General features: G+C 64.4%; 13 protein-coding genes. 5 read left to right on the top strand and 8 right to left on the bottom strand.

Translation table 11 applies throughout. The annotated features are described in order from the left end of the window. Positions 1-59: 59 nt before the first annotated feature. Positions 60-1,235 carry a M20 aminoacylase family protein gene (locus C7401_RS37095; protein WP_112177017.1) on the bottom strand — a complete coding sequence of 392 codons (1,176 nt, stop codon included), beginning with the start codon at positions 1,233-1,235 and terminating at the stop codon, positions 60-62. Positions 1,236-1,365: 130 nt separating this feature from the next. Here C7401_RS37095 and C7401_RS37100 point away from each other — a divergent pair, with 130 nt between their 5' ends. Then, on the top strand, positions 1,366-2,316 hold the full coding sequence (locus C7401_RS37100) for a LysR substrate-binding domain-containing protein (RefSeq protein ID WP_112177018.1): 951 nt from the start codon (positions 1,366-1,368) through the stop codon (positions 2,314-2,316). Positions 2,317-2,908: 592 nt separating this feature from the next. Here the strand turns inward: C7401_RS37100 and bamA are convergent. The 3 genes from bamA to C7401_RS37115 form a co-directional block, all read right to left on the bottom strand. Then, positions 2,909-5,224 (bottom strand): outer membrane protein assembly factor BamA, encoded by a 2,316-nt coding sequence (gene bamA / locus C7401_RS37105; RefSeq protein ID WP_112177019.1) that lies wholly within the window; start codon positions 5,222-5,224, stop codon positions 2,909-2,911. 162 nt (positions 5,225-5,386) lie between these two features. Beyond that, entirely contained in the window at positions 5,387-5,785 is a 399-nt protein-coding gene (locus tag C7401_RS37110; protein WP_112177020.1) for a hypothetical protein, read from the bottom strand. Positions 5,786-6,072: 287 nt separating this feature from the next. Beyond that, on the bottom strand, positions 6,073-6,825 hold the full coding sequence (locus tag C7401_RS37115) for a hypothetical protein (protein WP_112177021.1): 753 nt from the start codon (positions 6,823-6,825) through the stop codon (positions 6,073-6,075). A 71-nt stretch (positions 6,826-6,896) separates the two neighbouring features. Between C7401_RS37115 and C7401_RS37120 the strand changes: the two genes are divergently transcribed. Beyond that, positions 6,897-7,952 carry a phytoene/squalene synthase family protein gene (locus C7401_RS37120; protein WP_112177078.1) on the top strand — a complete coding sequence of 352 codons (1,056 nt, stop codon included), beginning with the start codon at positions 6,897-6,899 and terminating at the stop codon, positions 7,950-7,952. Positions 7,953-8,019: 67 nt separating this feature from the next. Here the strand turns inward: C7401_RS37120 and mmsB are convergent, their stop codons facing one another. Next, positions 8,020-8,910, bottom strand: a complete 891-nt coding sequence (gene mmsB / locus C7401_RS37125) for a 3-hydroxyisobutyrate dehydrogenase (RefSeq protein WP_112177022.1) — start codon at positions 8,908-8,910, stop codon at positions 8,020-8,022. Positions 8,911-8,962: 52 nt separating this feature from the next. Next, a complete protein-coding gene (locus C7401_RS37130; protein WP_112177023.1) occupies positions 8,963-10,489 on the bottom strand; it encodes a CoA-acylating methylmalonate-semialdehyde dehydrogenase in 1,527 nt (508 codons plus the stop codon). 314 nt (positions 10,490-10,803) lie between these two features. Here C7401_RS37130 and C7401_RS37135 point away from each other — a divergent pair, with 314 nt between their 5' ends. Then, positions 10,804-11,757, top strand: a complete 954-nt coding sequence (locus C7401_RS37135) for a LysR family transcriptional regulator (protein WP_112177024.1) — start codon at positions 10,804-10,806, stop codon at positions 11,755-11,757. A gap of 196 nt (positions 11,758-11,953) precedes the next feature. Here the strand turns inward: C7401_RS37135 and C7401_RS37140 are convergent, their stop codons facing one another. Next, complete coding sequence (locus tag C7401_RS37140; RefSeq protein ID WP_112177025.1) at positions 11,954-12,361, bottom strand: BON domain-containing protein; 408 nt, start codon at positions 12,359-12,361, stop codon at positions 11,954-11,956. A gap of 514 nt (positions 12,362-12,875) precedes the next feature. Continuing rightward, complete coding sequence (locus C7401_RS37145) at positions 12,876-13,757, bottom strand: LysR substrate-binding domain-containing protein (RefSeq protein ID WP_112177026.1); 882 nt, start codon at positions 13,755-13,757, stop codon at positions 12,876-12,878. Positions 13,758-13,869: 112 nt separating this feature from the next. Here C7401_RS37145 and C7401_RS37150 point away from each other — a divergent pair, with 112 nt between their 5' ends. Both C7401_RS37150 and C7401_RS37155 read left to right on the top strand, forming a co-directional pair. After that, positions 13,870-15,117: an MFS transporter gene (locus C7401_RS37150; protein WP_112177027.1), complete on the top strand. Its 1,248-nt coding sequence runs from the start codon at positions 13,870-13,872 to the stop codon at positions 15,115-15,117. A gap of 266 nt (positions 15,118-15,383) precedes the next feature. Beyond that, on the top strand, positions 15,384-16,448 hold the full coding sequence (locus C7401_RS37155) for an ABC transporter substrate-binding protein (protein ID WP_112177028.1): 1,065 nt from the start codon (positions 15,384-15,386) through the stop codon (positions 16,446-16,448). The last annotated feature ends 21 nt before the right edge of the window (positions 16,449-16,469 follow it).

Here is a 16,469-nt window from a genome sequence, read left to right on the forward strand (position 1 = left end):
CGTGTCTCTCTCGTAGCGTATGAATCCGTGGCAAAGCGCGGATGCGCGGGTTGCAACCGTCAGCCGCGCAGGAAGCGCTCGGCGAGTTGCACCCAGTAGGCCGCGCCCGTGGCGAGGCAATCGTCGTTGAAGTCGTAACCGGGGTTGTGCACCATGCAGCCGCCCTCCCCGTCGCCGTTGCCGATGATGAGGTAGCTGCCGGGGCAGCGCTCCAGCAGGAACGAAAAGTCCTCGCTGCCGGTGAGCGGGTCCATGTTGTGGATCAGGCCTTCGTCGCCCAGCCAGTCGCGCGCGACCTCCTGCGCGAACGCGGTCATGGCCTCGTCGTTCACGAGCACCGGATAGCGGCGCTGGTAGTCGATGCGGGCCGTCGCGCCATAAGCGCTTGCCTGCGCGTGCACGAGCGCCGTGATGCGCTCCTGCAACAGGTCGCGCACTTCGGGGCGCAGCGCGCGCACCGAGAGCCGCATTTGCGCGGTTTGCGGAATCACGTTGGGAGCGTCGCCCGAATGGATCGCGCCCACGGTGACGATCGCCATGTCGAGCGGCGGCACGTTGCGCGACACGATGGTCTGCAAGGCGAGCACGACGTTCGCGCACACCACGACCGGGTCGATCGCCTTGTGCGGCACCGCGCCATGGCCGCCGCGCCCGTCGATGTCGATGATGACGGTGTCCGACGACGCCATGAACGGCCCCGCGCGAAAACCGAGCTTGCCCGTGGGAAAGCCGGGCATGTTGTGCATCGCGAAAACCGCGTCGCAGGGAAAACGCTCGAACAGGCCTTCGTCGAGCATGCGCTTCGCGCCGCCCAGACCTTCTTCGGCGGGCTGGAACAGCAGATGCAGCGTGCCGTTGAAGTTGCGCGACTGCGCAAGATGCTTCGCCGCCGCGAGCAGCATGGCGGTGTGACCATCGTGGCCGCACGCGTGCATCTTGCCGGGAATGCGGCTCTCGTAGTCGAGGCCGGTGGCCTCCTGAATGGGCAGCGCGTCCATATCGGCGCGCAGGCCGAGACGGCGCGCGCCGTCGCCCACCTTGAGCGTGCCCACGACGCCCGTGCCGCCCAAACCACGATGCACCTCGTAGCCCCATTCCTTGAGCCGCTGCGCGACGAGGTCGCTCGTGACGAACTCTTCGAAGCCCAGTTCGGGGTGCGCGTGGATCTCGTGGCGCAGCGCGATCATCTCTTCTTCGATCGCGGCGATTGCGGCCGGGATTGCCATCGTGTTCATGCATCGTCTCCAGAGCAAAAGGCAATATGCGGGATTGCCGAATCGCTTGAGGATAATGACGTCGCTTTTACACGGACAGCCCTAAAATGGTTGGCCCGCCAACCAGAAGTGCGCACTCGGGTTATCCCTTATGAAGTTCCACCAGTTCCGGGCGCTCGTCGCCATGGCCGATACCGGCAGCATTCGGGCGGCCGCGCGTCAGCTCGGCATCTCGCCCGCGGCGGCAACCAAGGCGGTGCGCGAACTGGAAGCCGAGCAGCAGATCGCACTCGTCACGCGCAACGCGAACGGCATTGCGTTCACGGAAGCGGGCCAGGCGCTGCTCGTGCATGCGCGGCTGATCGTGCACCAGATGTCGCGTGCCCAGGACGAACTCGACGCGCGGCGGGGGCGCGGTGGCGGCAAGCTCGCGATCGGCGTGACGCCGTGGCTCGCGCTCTCCTTCCTGCCCGACGCCGTCACGCTGTTTCGCGAGCGCATGCCCGAGATGCAACTGGAGTTCTACGAAGGCTTGCTCAACATCGTGATGCCGCGCCTGCGCGACGGCTCGCTCGACTTCTCGCTGGGCAAGCCCGGCCCCGCCTCGCTGCATGCCGAGTTCACGCAAACGCCGATCTTCGCCACGGAATCGGCCGTGGTCGTGCGCAAGGACCACCCGCTCTCGCACGCCCAGTCGCTGCGCGAACTTCAGGATTGCGAATGGTTGCTCAACTGGGACCCCGCGAGCAAGGACATGATCGCCGACGATGTGTTCCGCCGCCACGGCCTGCCGCTACCGCACAACGTGCACCTCGCGCACTCGTTCGTGGTGGCTATGGGGCTTATCATGAATACGGACATGGTGAGTATCTTTCCGTGGCCGCTCGTGGAGACGCGCTTTGCGCGGGAGAACCTGCGAGCGCTCACGCTCCATGAGGAAGTGGATCGGACGGTGGTGAGCGTGGTCGCGCGGCGTGGTGTGCCGCTATCAGCCGCGGCCGAGTGCTTTCTCGACTGCCTCAAGGAGGCGATTCACGCCGGCGAGGCCTCGGAGAACCCCGAGCGGCGGCGGCTTTATCATTCGCTCGAATTGTTGATTTGAGTTTTGTTTGGATTGCTGGTGATTTCGTGTTTTCTTGTTTTCGTGTCGGTATGCCAGCGTTGCCCCTGTGCGGGGCGGCACCTACTTTTCTTTGCAGCGGCAAAGAAAAGTAGGCAAAAGAAAGCCGCTCAAACCGCCAATGCCCGCCACCGTTCACCCCGCACCACGCCAGCTAGTGGCTCCGGAGCGTCTGTTACCTCGCACCTTTGAACTGAGTGACAAGGCAGTCATACTTCCCGCCGCTCGCTTCGCGCGCTGCGGAAAGGTCTGCAAGGGAAACCCGCCTTGCCTACGCGGGGTTTGTGGTTTTGGTTATGCCCTTCGGGGCGCGTAGCGCCGCCGGAAGGATGAGCCCTTTGTCACTACGTTCAAAGGTGCGAGGTAACAGACGCTCCGGAGCCACTAGCTGGCGTGGTGCGGGGTGAACGGTGGCAGGCACTGGCGGTTTGAGCGGCTTTCTTTTGCCTACTTTTCTTTGCCGCTGCAAAGAAAAGTAGGTGCCGCCCCGCACAGGGGCAACGCTGGCATACCGACACGAAAACAAGGAAACACGAAAGCCCAAAAAACCACGATTCAAGCCTCAAACAACCACCTAGAACGACGTCCCGATCTGAAACTGGAACTTCTGATACTGATCGCCCGCATGCTTCACGATCGGGAAGCCCACATCGAGCTTGAGCGGCCCGATCGGCGAGATCCACTCCAGACCTGCACCATAGCTGTAACGCAGACCGTTCGCGCCAGTGCTGCTGCCCTCCGAGCCCCAGACGTTGCCGCCATCGACGAACGTGAACACCCGCAGCGTGCGGTCGTACCCCGTACCGGGCAGCGGAAACGTCAGTTCGATATTACCGACCACCATTTTCGAGCCACCGATCGGATCGTTGGTCGTGGCATCGCGCGGGCCGAGCGAACCGGACTCGTAGCCACGCACCGAGCCGATGCCGCCCGCATAGTAGTTCTTGAAGATCGGATAAGGCTTGCCGTCAAGACCATTGCCATAGCCGCCCTGGAAGTTAAACCCCAGCACGAAGCCGCGCGCGAATGAATAGTAGTACTGCATTTGCGCATCTGCCTTGTAGTACTGCGTTCCCGCCGGTGTCCCGTATTCGGCATTCGCCTGGGCATAATAACCGCGGCTCGGCACCAATGCGCTGTCGCGGTTGTCACGCGACCATCCCACCGTGAGCGGCACGGTATTCGAAACACGCCCGAAATCGTTGACATAATCCTTGTAGGTCTGCGGCGTGTTCGCGTCGATGTCGAGACGGTCCTGCTCGATGCCAAGACCGAAGTACACCATGTCCGTTTCGGAAAACGGAATACCGAACTTCATATCCGCACCGTACGAAATGATGCGAAAGCTCGTGTCATTGGTGCTCGAATAGTAAAGCGGCTCGGTCGTGCGGTAATAGACATCGGTAATGCGCTTGATACCGTCCACGGTGAAATACGGATCGACCTGCGTCACCGAGAGCGTGCGATACGTCGAGGCCGTATTCACGTTGAGCGAGAGGCTGTTGCCCGAGCCGAACACGTTGTCCTGCGAAATGCCCGCCGAGATGATGGGCCCCTCACCCGAGCCATAGCCCACGCCGAGCGACAGCGTGCCGGTGGGCTTCTCGGCCACCTTCACGTTCACATCCACTTCGTCCTGGGTGCCCTCCACGGGCACCGTGGTCACGTCGACGTCGGTGAAGTAGCCGAGCCGGTTGATGCGGTCCTTCGAAAGCGCGAGGCGGTTCGAGTCGAACCACGCGCTTTCGAGCTGGCGCATTTCACGGCGAATCACTTCGTCGCGCGTGCGCGTGTTGCCGGTGATGTTCACGTGGCGCACATACACGCGGCGGCTCGGGTCCACTTGCAGCGTGAGCGCGACCGTGTGGTCCTTCTGGTCGATTTCGGGCAATGCGTTCACGGTGGCGAACGCGTAACCGTATTCGCCGAGCTTGTCGACGATCGCCTTGGTCGTGTCCTTGAGCTTCTGCGCCGAAAACCGCTGCCCCGGCTTGATGCCGACAAGCTTTCGCAACTCCGCTTCGCGGTCGAGCAGATTGCCGGCCATCTTGACGCTCGAAATCGTATAGGGCTCGCCTTCGTGTATCCCGACCGTGAGGTACATGTCCTTCTTGTCGGGCGAAAGCGATACCTGCGTCGAATCGATATTGAATTCCAGGTAACCGCGGTCGAGATAGTACGAGCGCACGTTCTCCAGGTCGCCGGTGAGCTTTTCCTTCGAGTAGAGATCGTTCTTCGTGTACCACGAGAACCAGTTCGGCGTGGAAAGCTGCATTTCGTCCAGCAGCGTGCCCTCGCTGAACGTGCTGTTGCCGATGAAGTTGATCTGGCGAATCTTCGCGCTCGGCCCCTCGACAACCGAGAACAGCAGGCCCACGCGGTCGCGGTCGATCGGCGTGACCGTGGTGGTGACTTCGGCTGCGTAGTAGCCGCGCGTGAGGTACTGGCGCTTGAGCTCCTGCTCCGCCTTGTCGACGAGCGCCTTGTCGAAGCTTTGCCCAGGCGCCAGGCCGACCGACTTGAGCGCCTTCGTGAGATTGTCCTTGTCGAACTCGTGAATGCCCGCGAAGTCGATCGTGCCGATGGCGGGACGCTCCTGCACCTGCACGACCACCGTGCGGCCTTGCGCGGAAATTTTCACGTCGCTGAAGAAGCCTGTGGCATAGAGCGCGCGAATTGCATCGGAGGCCTTATCATCAGTGAAAGTGTCGCCCTGCTTGATCGGCAGATACGCGAACACGGTGCCCGGCTCGATGCGCGTGAGCCCGTCGATGCGGATGTCCTGGACCACGAAGGGCTCGGTGGCGTGCGCCGCCGCGCTCACGCCGAGGCCAAGCCCGGCGAAGGTCAGCGCGCGGGCGTAGCGCGCGGTGTGAGTTGATGCCGTCATGCGGGAGGTTGAATGTGAGGCCAACGAGTGAGACCAACGATGGAAACCAGCGAATGACGCCGACGCAACCGCCGCGCAAGCTGCGCCGCCCGGCTGCGCGGCATCAGCCACGGAAGCAGGGGTGCAACAAATGCGGCTGAGCGCGCGGCGAACGATCCGCGCCTATTGCATGCTGACGCCGCCGGGGCGGCGCAATTTCGCCAGTCCCGTGGCGAACGACATCACCTCGGTCATGTGCGCCGCTTGCGCGGGATGCAGCCGGAACGACAGTTCGGCGCCGCCCGGCAAGCGAAAGCTCACGACGAGATGCGGCACGTCGCCCGATTCGCGGCCGATCTCCCAGGCCTCACAAGGCATGGTGAATTTCACGCTTGCGGTTTTCTGGCGAATGCGCTCGGAGCGGCCAATCGCGTTCGAGAGCGCCGCGAGCAGTTCGTGCATCACCGAGCAATGCAGCGCGACGCTGTTCGGCTGATTGCCGTTCACCATCAGATACTGGCCGTCCGCAGTCAGCTCGAAATCGTGCAGGGAATGAATGGCGAGAGCCGGGGACGAAGACATGAGCAGCGCTCCGTGACAAAAGCATCGGCGGAGTCTAGTGCCGCGGGCGCGGCGCGGGCGTTACCCACGCGTTACACGAATTACTTTCATCAATATTGCGTGCGTGTGGAATGCTGACGCTTCGGGCGCGCGCGGCTAATGCCGTACGCACGTGAAGCGGCTTACGACCGGCGGCCTTCGGCCCGATGAACGCGATGACGTGAAAATTTTTCGTAACCGGAGCGGTTACGCGTGCTTTCGATAAGCAGACAAGTTTCCTGACACTGTGCCGCTTCGAAAGCGGCGCGCTACACGGTGAAATCCGCACGAAACGCCGAAACGGGGGCATGCACCGCAAGCGCTTGCACAGGAAAGCACTGCACGAGGCGAGCAAAATCGCGTTCGCGTTCGGCCTGGGCGAGCAACTTCGCAGCGCTGTCCTTGCGGACACACCCATGACGGTCGAGAAATTGCCCCCAGAGCGAAAGCGCGCGCAAACGGGCCACCGGTTGCGCGCTTGCCACATACACAGCAGGAAAGAGCCGCCGATACGCAGGCAGGTTGTAAAGCCACGATGTGCCGTGCACAAGCGGGTCGCGCGACGCGTCGCCGCTCTCATACAGATGCGCGCGCAAATGATCGATCAGGCGGCGCAGTTCGTCGCGCCGCGCGTCGAAGCGCCGGATGTCTAGCGGCGACAGGCCGTTGTCGGCCTGGGCGTTGAAGTGCAGGCGCAGGCCGCCGTGCGGCTCGCGCGCATAAGAAAAGCAGCCGAACGTTGCCACGACCGCCGGGCCCGCCCGGTGCGTCTCGTACGCCTGGCAGCGCTGCACATGGCGCCAGGTCCACTCGCACTGCCCGGCCTCGCTTGCATATCTGTTGATGCCGCTGAGATAGGCTTCCCAGAGGGGATGCGCGGCGTCGAAACCCCGCCCCGCGCCAAAGCGCACGTACAGGTTCGTGCAGTCGAGCAGCGCCGCGCCAAGCGGCATGTCCGCCAGGCGCGCCGCCGCGCGCGCGAAGCGCACCTGGAGGTCGTAGAACGCGCGTTCGGGTCTCACCAGGCCTCGTCTCCCTCGTCCACGATACAATGCGGCTGCGTCCGATCCGTCCCTCGCTGCCTCTATCCAACATGCAGAATTCTACCCGGGCCTTCCTTCTGGGCCCGTTGCTCAAAGGCGTTTCCCGTTCGTTCTACCTCACCATGCGCGTGCTGCCCGGCGGCATGCGCGACCCGGTGGGCGAAGCCTATCTGCTCGCGCGCGCCGCCGACACCATCGCCGACACCGCGCTCATTCCGCCACCACGGCGGCTCGCGCTGCTGCTCGCGCTGCGCGAGCGCGTGAACGGCACGACGAACGACGACAGCTTGCTCGCCGATCTCGCGGGCGAGGTCGCGGGCCAGCAAACGCAATCGGACGAGAAATTGCTGCTCGAGTCGCTGGGCGGCGCGCTCGACGTGCTCGCGCAACTCGACGACGCCGACCGCCAGGCCGTGCGCGAGATCGTCACGACGCTCACCGAGGGCATGGAATTCGATCTGCGCACCTTCCCCGACGAGCGCTCGGGCCAGGTGGCCGCGCTGCGCACGTGGGACGAACTGGACCGCTATACATACCTCGTGGCGGGCTGCGTGGGCGAGTTCTGGACGAAGATGACTTACATGCATCTGCCCGGCACGCTCGCGCCCGCACTGGAGCAAACCATGCACGCGCGCGGCATCCGCTTCGGCAAGGCCTTGCAGATGGTGAACGTGCTGCGCGACTGCGGCAAGGACCTGCGTATCGGGCGCTGCTACCTGCCCGCCTCGATGCTGGCCCAGGCCGGTCTCAGCGCGCAGGATCTGATGCAGCCCGGCGCCTGCGCACGCGCCCGGCCGATCATGCTCGAACTCGTGCGCATCGCGCTCGACCACTTCCGCGCGGCCATCGACTATACGTTCGCGCTGCCGCGCCTTTCGGTGCGCCTGCGGCTCGCGTGCCTCTGGCCCATCCTGATCGGCCTCGAAACGCTCGATCGGCTCGTGGACAACCACGACTGGCTCGATCCCGCGAAAACCTCCAAGGTCACGCGCAACGACGTCTACCGCATCCTGGCCTGCTCGACGGCGCTCGCGCCTTCAAACGCACTGCTCGGTGTCTGGTTCAAACGCCTGATCACGCGCATCGAGGTGCGCCTGAAGGCCTGAGCGACTGAGCACGCGCCCATAAAAAAGGCGCGCCACGCGGCGCGCCTTGTGCGACTCACAACGACACTCAGCCCTTTTCGCCGCGATAGAGCTTGATGATCGCGGAAAAGTCGAGCTTGCCGTCGCCACGGCTGCTCATGGCCTGGTAGAGCTGCTGCGCGAGCGCGCCCATGTAGGCTGGCTGATGCACGCCCTTCGCGGCGTCGGTGGCGAGGCCGAGATCCTTGAGCATGAGATCGGTGCCGAAGCCGCCCGTATAGCCGCGCGTGGAAGGCGCGGTCTCGATCACGCCAGGGAACGGGTTATACGTGTCCGAACTCCAGCAACGCCCCGTGGACGTGTTCATGATGCCGCCCAGCACCTTGGGGTCGATGCCGAGCGACTCGCCCAGCGCCATCGCCTCGGCCACGCCCGCCATCGTGATGCCCAGCACGAGGTTGTTGCAGATCTTCGCGACCTGCCCCGTGCCCGTCTCGCCGCAATGGACGATGTTCTTGCCCATGCCCGTGAGCACGGGCTTCACGCTCTCGTAGTCCGCCGCGCTGCCGCCCACCATGAACGTGAGCGTGCCCGCCGCCGCGCCGCCCGTGCCGCCCGAAACGGGCGCGTCGACGAATGCGTTACCCTGAGCCGCGGCCAGCTTCGCGAACGCCTTCACGCTCGCCGGGTCGATCGTGCTCGAATCGATGATCGTCACGCCCTTCGCGATGCCCGCGAGCACGCCGTCCTCGGCGGTGAGCGCGCTGTGCACGTGCGCGGCCGCGGGCAGCATGGTGATGACGCATTCGGCGCCGCTCGCCGCCGCCTTCGCCGACGCGGCCTTCTGCGCGCCCGCATCGGCGAGCGCCTGCATGGCGCTTGCGCTCAGGTCGAACACCGACACCGCATGTCCCGCCTTGAGCAGATTGAGCGCCATCGGCGCGCCCATGTGGCCCAACCCGATGAATCCGATTTTCATGCGCCTGTCTCCGTTATTGTTCAGGATCCCAAATCTCCATCAGGACCGTATCTCAGCGCAGGCTGATCGTGGTGTTCACGCCGTCGCTCACGGTCGCGTCGTCGAACCAGCGCGCCGTAACCGTCTTGGTCTGCGTGTAGAACTGCACGACCTGCTTGCCGTAGGGCCCAAGGTCGCCGAGCTTCGAGCCGCGCGAGCCCGTGAAGCTGAAATACGGCACCGGCACCGGAATCGGAATATTGATGCCGACCTGGCCGATATCGATCTCGCTCTGGAACTTGCGCGCCGCCGCACCGCTTTGCGTGAAGAGGCCCACGCCGTTGCCGAACGGATTCGCGTTGACGAGCGCGATGGCCTCGTCGAGCGTGTTCGCCGTGAGCACCACGAGCACCGGCCCGAAGATTTCGTTCGTGTAGATGTCCATGTCGGTCTTCACGTCCGTGAACACCGTGGGGCCGACGAAGTTGCCGCTCTCGTAGCCCGGCACCTTCACGTCGCGGCCGTCGAGCGCAAGCGTCGCGCCCTGCTTCACGCCCGATTCGATCAGGCTGAGAATGCGCGTCTTCGCCGTGCGCGAAACCACGGGCCCGACGTCCGTCTTCGGTTCGTGGCCTGCGTTGACCTTGAGCGTTTTCGCCTTTTCCACGAGTTCGTCCACCCACTGCTGCGCGGAACCCACGAACACCGCCACCGACGTCGCCATGCAGCGCTGGCCCGCCGCGCCGAACGCCGCGCCGACCAGCGCGTTGAGCGCCTGCTCGCGATTCGCATCGGGCAGCACGACGGCGTGGTTCTTCGCGCCCATCATCGACTGCACGCGCTTGCCGTGCTCGCTGCCCAGACGGTAGACGTGCGTGCCCACGGCGGTCGAGCCGACGAACGAAATGGCCTTCACATGCTCGTGCGTGCAGATCGCGTCGACGACTTCCTTGCCGCCGTGCACCACGTTGAGCACGCCCTTCGGAATGCCGGCTTCGATTGCGAGCTCAACGAGTTGCATCGTCGAAAGCGGGTCCTGCTCCGAAGGCTTGAGCACGAAGGTGTTGCCGCACACGATCGCCATCGGGAACATCCACAGCGGGATCATGGCCGGGAAGTTGAACGGCGTGATGCCGGCGCACACGCCCAGCGGCTGTTGCAGCGTGTAGGTGTCCACACCGCCCGCCACGTTCTCGGCAAAGCCGCCCTGTTGCAGCGTGCCGATCGAGCACGCGTGCTCGACCACTTCGAGGCCGCGGAAGATGTCGCCTTCGGCGTCGGGCAGCGTCTTGCCCTGCTCGGCGGTGAGCGTCTGTGCGATGCGCGGCATGTTCTCGCGAATCAGCGCCTGCAACTTGAGCATGATGCGCAGACGCGTGCCGATGGACGTGTTCTTCCACGTCGCGAACGCAGCGTGCGCGGCCTTCACGGCGCGGTCCACTTCCTCGACGGTCGCGAACGGCACGCGCGCCAGCACTTCCTGGGTGGCCGGGTTGACGATGTCGCGCCATTCGCTGGTTTTGGACTCCACGAACTCGCCGTCGATCAGAAGCTTGACGGTCGAGACATGAGCATTGGATGCCTGGGTCACTGCATTCATCTTGAACTCTCCCTGATGGATTCGAACGGGCCGGCCTGGGCCGGACAAAACGGAATAACCGAAATCTTCAATGGCGGCGCGCACGAGCGCCTGCACACGAAGACAGGCGCGGCGTGCGTCACAGGAATGGAGGCGTGCGAGGGAACGAAAGTCGCGTTGAAGGCGAGCGTGTTGCGCTGCCGCCGGGCGTGGCGGTCGACTGCATGGGCATCGTCTGTCTCCATCCTTGTTGTACGTGACCGTATATGTTGCGGTCTGCAACGAGTATAGTTACTCGAATATCCACGGCATATAGATGAAAAAGCCCATCCGATATGCAAAAAAACACAACGAGCAAAATGGAGACACTGAACTGGGACGATTTGCGCTACTTCCTCGAAGTCGCGCGCACGCAACGCGCGAGCGGGGCGGCAAAGCGCCTGGGCGTGGATCACACCACGGTCGCGCGCCGGGTGCGTGAGCTGGAGGCGGCGCTCGGCACGGTCCTGTTCGACAAGTCGCGCTCAGGCGGCTTCGTGCTGACGGCCGAAGGCCAGCGCCTGCTGGCCTATGCCGACGCAGTGGAAACCACGGTGCAGTCGGCCAGCGAGCAGTTCGCGCTGGGCGCGCAGTCGCTCTCGGGCCATGTGCGCGTGGGCTCGACGGAGGGGTTCGGCTGCTTTTTTCTCGCGCCGCAACTGGCGCGCTTCACGGGCCAGCATCCCGACATGTCGATCGACCTGTTGCCGGTGCCGCATTTCGTGAGCCTGTCAAAGCGCGAGGCCGACCTCGCGATCATGCTGGAGCGGCCCGAGCGCGGGCAGTATGTCTACACGAAGCTGTGCGACTACCGGTTGCGCCTGTACGGCACGCCGGCTTATCTGGAGCGCCACGAGCGCATCCGTTCGCCCGTCGACCTGCGCAATCACGCGTTTATCAGCTATGTCGCCGATCTGGCGTTCAGCCACGAACTGCTCTATCTCGAACGAACGGCGCCGAACGTGACCGCGAACCTGTGCAGCACCAGCGTGATCGCGCAATACCATGCTGCATTGCAGGGTAGCGCGCTCGCTATCCTGCCTTGCTTCATGGCGGCGCCCGACCCGCGCCTGGTGGCCATCCTGCCCGACGAGATCGTCGTGACGCGGCGCTTCTGGCTGTGCAGCCGCGAGGACCTGCGCAAGTTGCGGCGCATCACGTCGCTGTGGGACTACCTGCGCGCGGCGGCCGACGCCAACCGTCCGCTGCTGATGGGCGAATCGCCGCACATGCACTACGTAGAGCCCTGACTCGCCCTAATCCACTCTGAGCCGCCCTGAGCTGCCCTGAGCCGCGCCCGGCGGGCAATAAAAAAGCCGCACATGCCATCCACCAGGGGATGGCATGTGCGGCCTTCGGGACGAACCCGGAGCTTATCGGTTCCGGCGTTGCCTCCCGCACCTTCAGGGGCGCGAGGCGAGTGCCGGCACGCGATACGCGGATCGATCAGGTCCCAACCGGGCGGATCGTCAGCGCGTTACGCACCGACGTCACGCCTTGAACGCCCTTGGCGACGTCCGTTGCGCGATCGACCTGCGACTGCTCGGGCACCGTGCCTTGCAGGATGACGGCGCCGTCTTTCGCGCGCACGGTGATGTTGGAGACGCTGATTTGCTTGTCACGGGCGAGGGCCGAGCGGACCTTGCGGCCGAGCGCGCGGTTGGCGGCGCGGGCTTGCTTCAGCGCAGCCTTCGACTGGTTGACGTCGTGCTGGGCGGCAGCGGTCGGACCGCTGGCCGTGGCGGCTGCCGCGGGCGCTGCGGGTGCGGAGGCCGCATCTTGTGCGTAGACCTGGAACGAAGCCGCCACGAGAACCGTGGTTGCCGCCAGCTTGAATACCTGAATTGCCTTCATGCAGTTTCTCCTGTTGTCACAGTCTTATTGCTGACCCGGAACGGGTCGGTTCACTACACACATTCACCACAAAACATTCGCGCGCCAAAACGCGTTGGGGAGTAACAATACTCCAACAATTTCATTCTTGATGCGAAGCGTGCCAGATCCGTGATTCCACGCCACACTCTGGCATTCTTTTCAGCAGACAAATCGCTTTCCGTGTTCGAATGGGGCGTTTGACCTGTTTGCCCAAATAGTGAAGCGCGTTGCGTAAATGCATTTGTAAAGCGTTCAAGCGTCATTTCGCCGGCGCTGCATTGCATCCAACATTGCGGCTATTAAGCATTTCGGCGCAATGCGTTAAAGCGTGTTCCGCCTTGGTGCATGCCACATGAATACGGACGCTAATGGCGCTTTGCGGCGTATTCGGCCTCTCTATTGAAGGAGCAACGCGCATCGCACTCGCAGCGTTGACAACGCGAGCACAGGTTTACCCCGAATAGCCAATTGGCAATGCGAGTGCATGGCCGCTTCAATTGGCCAATTGCGCCTTGATCCATCGATAGAACTGCTGGATGGCCGCTTCGCGTGGATGGCCTTCGCGCCATGTGAAGTAATAGTCGAGCGACGCGGGAATGCGCACCTGGCCGAGTTGCACCAGGGCGCCGCGCTCGATGAAACCGCGCGCCAGTTGCAGGCGCGCCGTGGCCGCGCCCTGCCCGGCCACCGTGGCTTGCAGCAGCAAGCCCGCGTCGTCGAACACGGGGCCCCGCTCGGGCTCCTCGCCCGCCACGCCCGCGGCGTCGAAGAAGTCGCGCCACGAACGGCGCGAAAAGCGCAGCAGCGGCATCTTCGCGAGATCCTCCATGCGAAAGTCCGGATAGCGGGCAAGCAAGGCCGGGCTGCAAACGGCCACGACCTGGTCGTCCAGCAGCTTGCGGATCTGGAAACCGGGTTCCTCGACCCGGCGGTGCCAGATGCCCATGTCGAACGGATACGGGTCGGGCGGCGTGATGTCGGCGTGCATGCGCAACGACAGATCGACCATCGGATAGCGGTCGTAGAAGTCGCCGAGCCGCGGAATCAGCCAGACGGACGCAAAATCGGACATCACGCTCAGTTCGAGCCGCGTCACGCCGCTCACGCCGGGGCGCGTGGCGTCGAGCGCCTCGCGCAGGTCGTCGAGACTGCGGCGCACGCGCTCGGCGAGTTGCGCGCCCGCCGCCGTGGGAATCATGCGGCTGCCGGTGCGCCGGAACAGTGCAACGCCAAGCTCCGTTTCGAGCGCACGCAGATGGTGGCTCACGGCGCTGTGCGTCAAATGCAATTCTTCCGCGGCGCGGCTGAAACTGCGCCGCCGCGCGGCGGCTTCTAGGGCGCGCAGCGCCTGCAAGGGGGGGAGGGATCGGGCCATGACGTCAAATTCTACTCACAATGCCGTTTGAAATCTCTCTCTGGCCTCATGCACCACAATCGCCAATAATCGAGCCCAGGCATTCAATCCGCTTTCGGGCTTCCCCCGTACCATGACCTCACTCAGACTGCGCGTGTTCGCCGTATTCGCGCTCGGCTACTTCATTTCGTACCTGTTTCGGGGCGTCAATCTCGGCTTTGCGCCTTTTCTCTCACACGAACTGGGCTTTACCGCCACCGACCTCGGCACGCTCACGAGCGTCTATTTCCTCGGCTTCGCGGGTGCCCAGATTCCGGGCGGCGTGCTGCTCGACCACTATGGGCCGCGCCGCGTCACCGCGTGCGTCATGCTCGTGGCCGCGGCGGGCGCGGTGATTTTCGGGGTTTCGCACAACCTGGCCGCGATGATGGTCGGCCGCCTGCTGATCGGCGTGGGCGTCTCGGTGTGCCTGGGCGGCGCGTTCAAGGCCACCGCGCAGCACTTTCCCGTCGCGCAGCTCACGCTCGTGAACGGCCTCGTGATGGCCGTGGGGGGGCTGGGCGGCGTGGCCGTGGGCGCGCCGCTCTCGTGGCTGCTTTCCATTGCGCCGTGGCGCTCGGTGAGCCTCGGTCTGGCCGTGCTCACGGCCGTCGTGGCCGCCATCATCTGGATGGGCGGGCCGCGCACGCGCGACACCCACCACCAGGCGAGCGTGCTCGAACAGTTCAAGGGCACCGCCCACATCCTGCGCAGCCGGGCGTTCTGGAAAACGGCGACCTTCTCCAGCCTCACCCAGGCGGTGTTCTACGCCATGCAGTCCCTGTGGGTGGGCGCGTTCCTGCGCGATGTCGTGCCGGCCGGCACCGCCGATATCGGCACGCGCGCGGCCTCGCTCGTTTCCGTGCTGGGCGGCGCGTTCATTGCCGGCAACATCGGCTTCGGCGCGCTCGCACGCGGCTTCGAGCGGCGCGGCGTGAGCGTGCACCTCTTCTCCGGCGTGACGATGGCGCTCTTCGTGCTCGTGCAGGCCCTGCTCGCGGCGCGCGCGCCGCTGCCCGCCACGCTGCTGTGGGCGGCATATGGCGCGCTCGGCGGCACCGGCATCCTCACTTATGCGGTGCTCGCCGAATACTTTCCGCCACGCCTGATCGGCCGCGTGAACACCACCTTCACGCTCGTCATCTTCATCGGCATTTTCGTGTTGCAGATCGCGATCGGCGCCGCGCTCGCGCACTGGCCCGCACTCGACGGCCATTACCCCGCCGTCGCGCATCAAACCGTGTGGGCCATCCTTGTGGTACTGCAAGTGCTGTGCGCGGTGTGGTACTTCATGCCGGCGCGGCGCACCAGCGCGGCGCGCCACGCGATCGAAACGCAATAAAGCGCCTGCGTGGCGCGGCTTTGCGCCCGCGTTCATTTCGATAGCACGATTTCTTCCTTTGACGCGCGCCGCGCTCCACTAACATGGATGCGCGAGCGTCGCGCGCTGTACTCGTGCGATACAACATCCCGGTCGAGAAAAGCAAATCTCGATTCATTGGTTGTCCTGATCGCTGGGTCCGGAAAAGAATGACCCAAGGGCAACGACGGCCAGCCACGGCTCGCTGGAGTGCCCCCTCGTTTCGTCACTCCTGTCCGAACCTGCCCATGCGTTCCTATCGCGTCTTGCAGTACCTGCTTTGCGCCGCGCTTTCGCTCACGTCGCTGCACGCCGCCGCCGATCGGCCCAGCGTGATCCGTATCGGCGTCGCGCAGCAAGGCGCAGGCGATCCGCCCACCTTCGGCGGCTCCCCGGCCGCCACCGTGCAAAACCAGCAGTTGCTGGAAAAGGCCTTCGCCGCCGACGGCATCAAGGTCGAATGGCTGTTCTTCAAAGGCGCGGGCCCGGCCGTGAACGAGGCCATTGCCAACAATGCGCTCGACTTCGCGTTTCAGGGCGACCTGCCCGCCGTGCTAGCGCGCGCCAACGGGCTCAAGACCCGCATCCTGCTCGAATCCGGCGTGCGCTCGGGCGTGAAGATAGGCGTGCCGCCCGACTCGGACATCCATTCGATCAAGGACCTCAAGGGCCGTCGCGTCGCCATTTTTCGCGGCACGAATCTGCAACTCGTGGCCGACAATTCGCTCGCCGCCAACCAGCTCGACGAGCACGCGCTTCGCGTGATCAACCTCGACACCGCCAGCTCGCTCGCCGCGCTCGCCTCGAAGGGCATCGACGCTTCGGTGAACGACTATCACCTCTACCGGCTGCGCGACCAGGGGCTCGCGCGCATCGTCTACGAGTCGCAGCATGATGGCCCGCAGTTCACGCGTCAGTCGCATCTGCTCGTGCTCGACGGCTTCGAGAAAGCGCACCCCGACATCGTGCAGCGCGTGGTGGATGTGTTCGTGCAGGCGGCGCAATGGTCGTCCGACGAAGCGAATCGCGACGCGCTCTTCAAGCTCTGGGCGAAAAGCGGCGTGAGCTACGCGTCGTGGCAAGCCGAATTCGCCGACCAGCGTTTGAAAGACCGCAATTCGCCGCTCATCGATCCGTTCATCGTGGCGCGCTACAAGGCCGTCGCGCAGGACGCACTGCGCCTGAAGCTCATTCGCCAGCCCGTGGACGTGGATTCGTGGTTCGAGCCGCGCTACCTGGACAACGCGCTGCATGCGCAAAAGCTCGATCACTACTGGCCCCGCTACGACGCGGCGGGCAAACCGCTCGGCTGAGCACGCAAGGAAACAGGCGAG

The organism is Paraburkholderia unamae, from assembly GCF_003268775.1.
Classification (GTDB): domain Bacteria; phylum Pseudomonadota; class Gammaproteobacteria; order Burkholderiales; family Burkholderiaceae; genus Paraburkholderia; species Paraburkholderia unamae.

Bases quoted from the DNA above. Each gene is read 5' to 3' on its own strand.
- C7401_RS37095 (WP_112177017.1), bottom strand. From the start codon at position 1,235: ATGAACACGATGGCAATCCCGGCCGCAATCGCCGCGATCGAAGAAGAG.
- C7401_RS37100 (WP_112177018.1), top strand. From the start codon at position 1,366: ATGAAGTTCCACCAGTTCCGGGCGCTCGTCGCCATGGCCGATACCGGC.
- bamA (WP_112177019.1), bottom strand. From the start codon at position 5,224: ATGACGGCATCAACTCACACCGCGCGCTACGCCCGCGCGCTGACCTTC.
- C7401_RS37110 (WP_112177020.1), bottom strand. From the start codon at position 5,785: ATGTCTTCGTCCCCGGCTCTCGCCATTCATTCCCTGCACGATTTCGAG.
- C7401_RS37120 (WP_112177078.1), top strand. From the start codon at position 6,897: ATGCAGAATTCTACCCGGGCCTTCCTTCTGGGCCCGTTGCTCAAAGGC.
- mmsB (WP_112177022.1), bottom strand. From the start codon at position 8,910: ATGAAAATCGGATTCATCGGGTTGGGCCACATGGGCGCGCCGATGGCG.
- C7401_RS37130 (WP_112177023.1), bottom strand. From the start codon at position 10,489: ATGAATGCAGTGACCCAGGCATCCAATGCTCATGTCTCGACCGTCAAG.
- C7401_RS37135 (WP_112177024.1), top strand. From the start codon at position 10,804: ATGCAAAAAAACACAACGAGCAAAATGGAGACACTGAACTGGGACGAT.
- C7401_RS37140 (WP_112177025.1), bottom strand. From the start codon at position 12,361: ATGAAGGCAATTCAGGTATTCAAGCTGGCGGCAACCACGGTTCTCGTG.
- C7401_RS37145 (WP_112177026.1), bottom strand. From the start codon at position 13,757: ATGGCCCGATCCCTCCCCCCCTTGCAGGCGCTGCGCGCCCTAGAAGCC.
- C7401_RS37150 (WP_112177027.1), top strand. From the start codon at position 13,870: ATGACCTCACTCAGACTGCGCGTGTTCGCCGTATTCGCGCTCGGCTAC.
- C7401_RS37155 (WP_112177028.1), top strand. From the start codon at position 15,384: ATGCGTTCCTATCGCGTCTTGCAGTACCTGCTTTGCGCCGCGCTTTCG.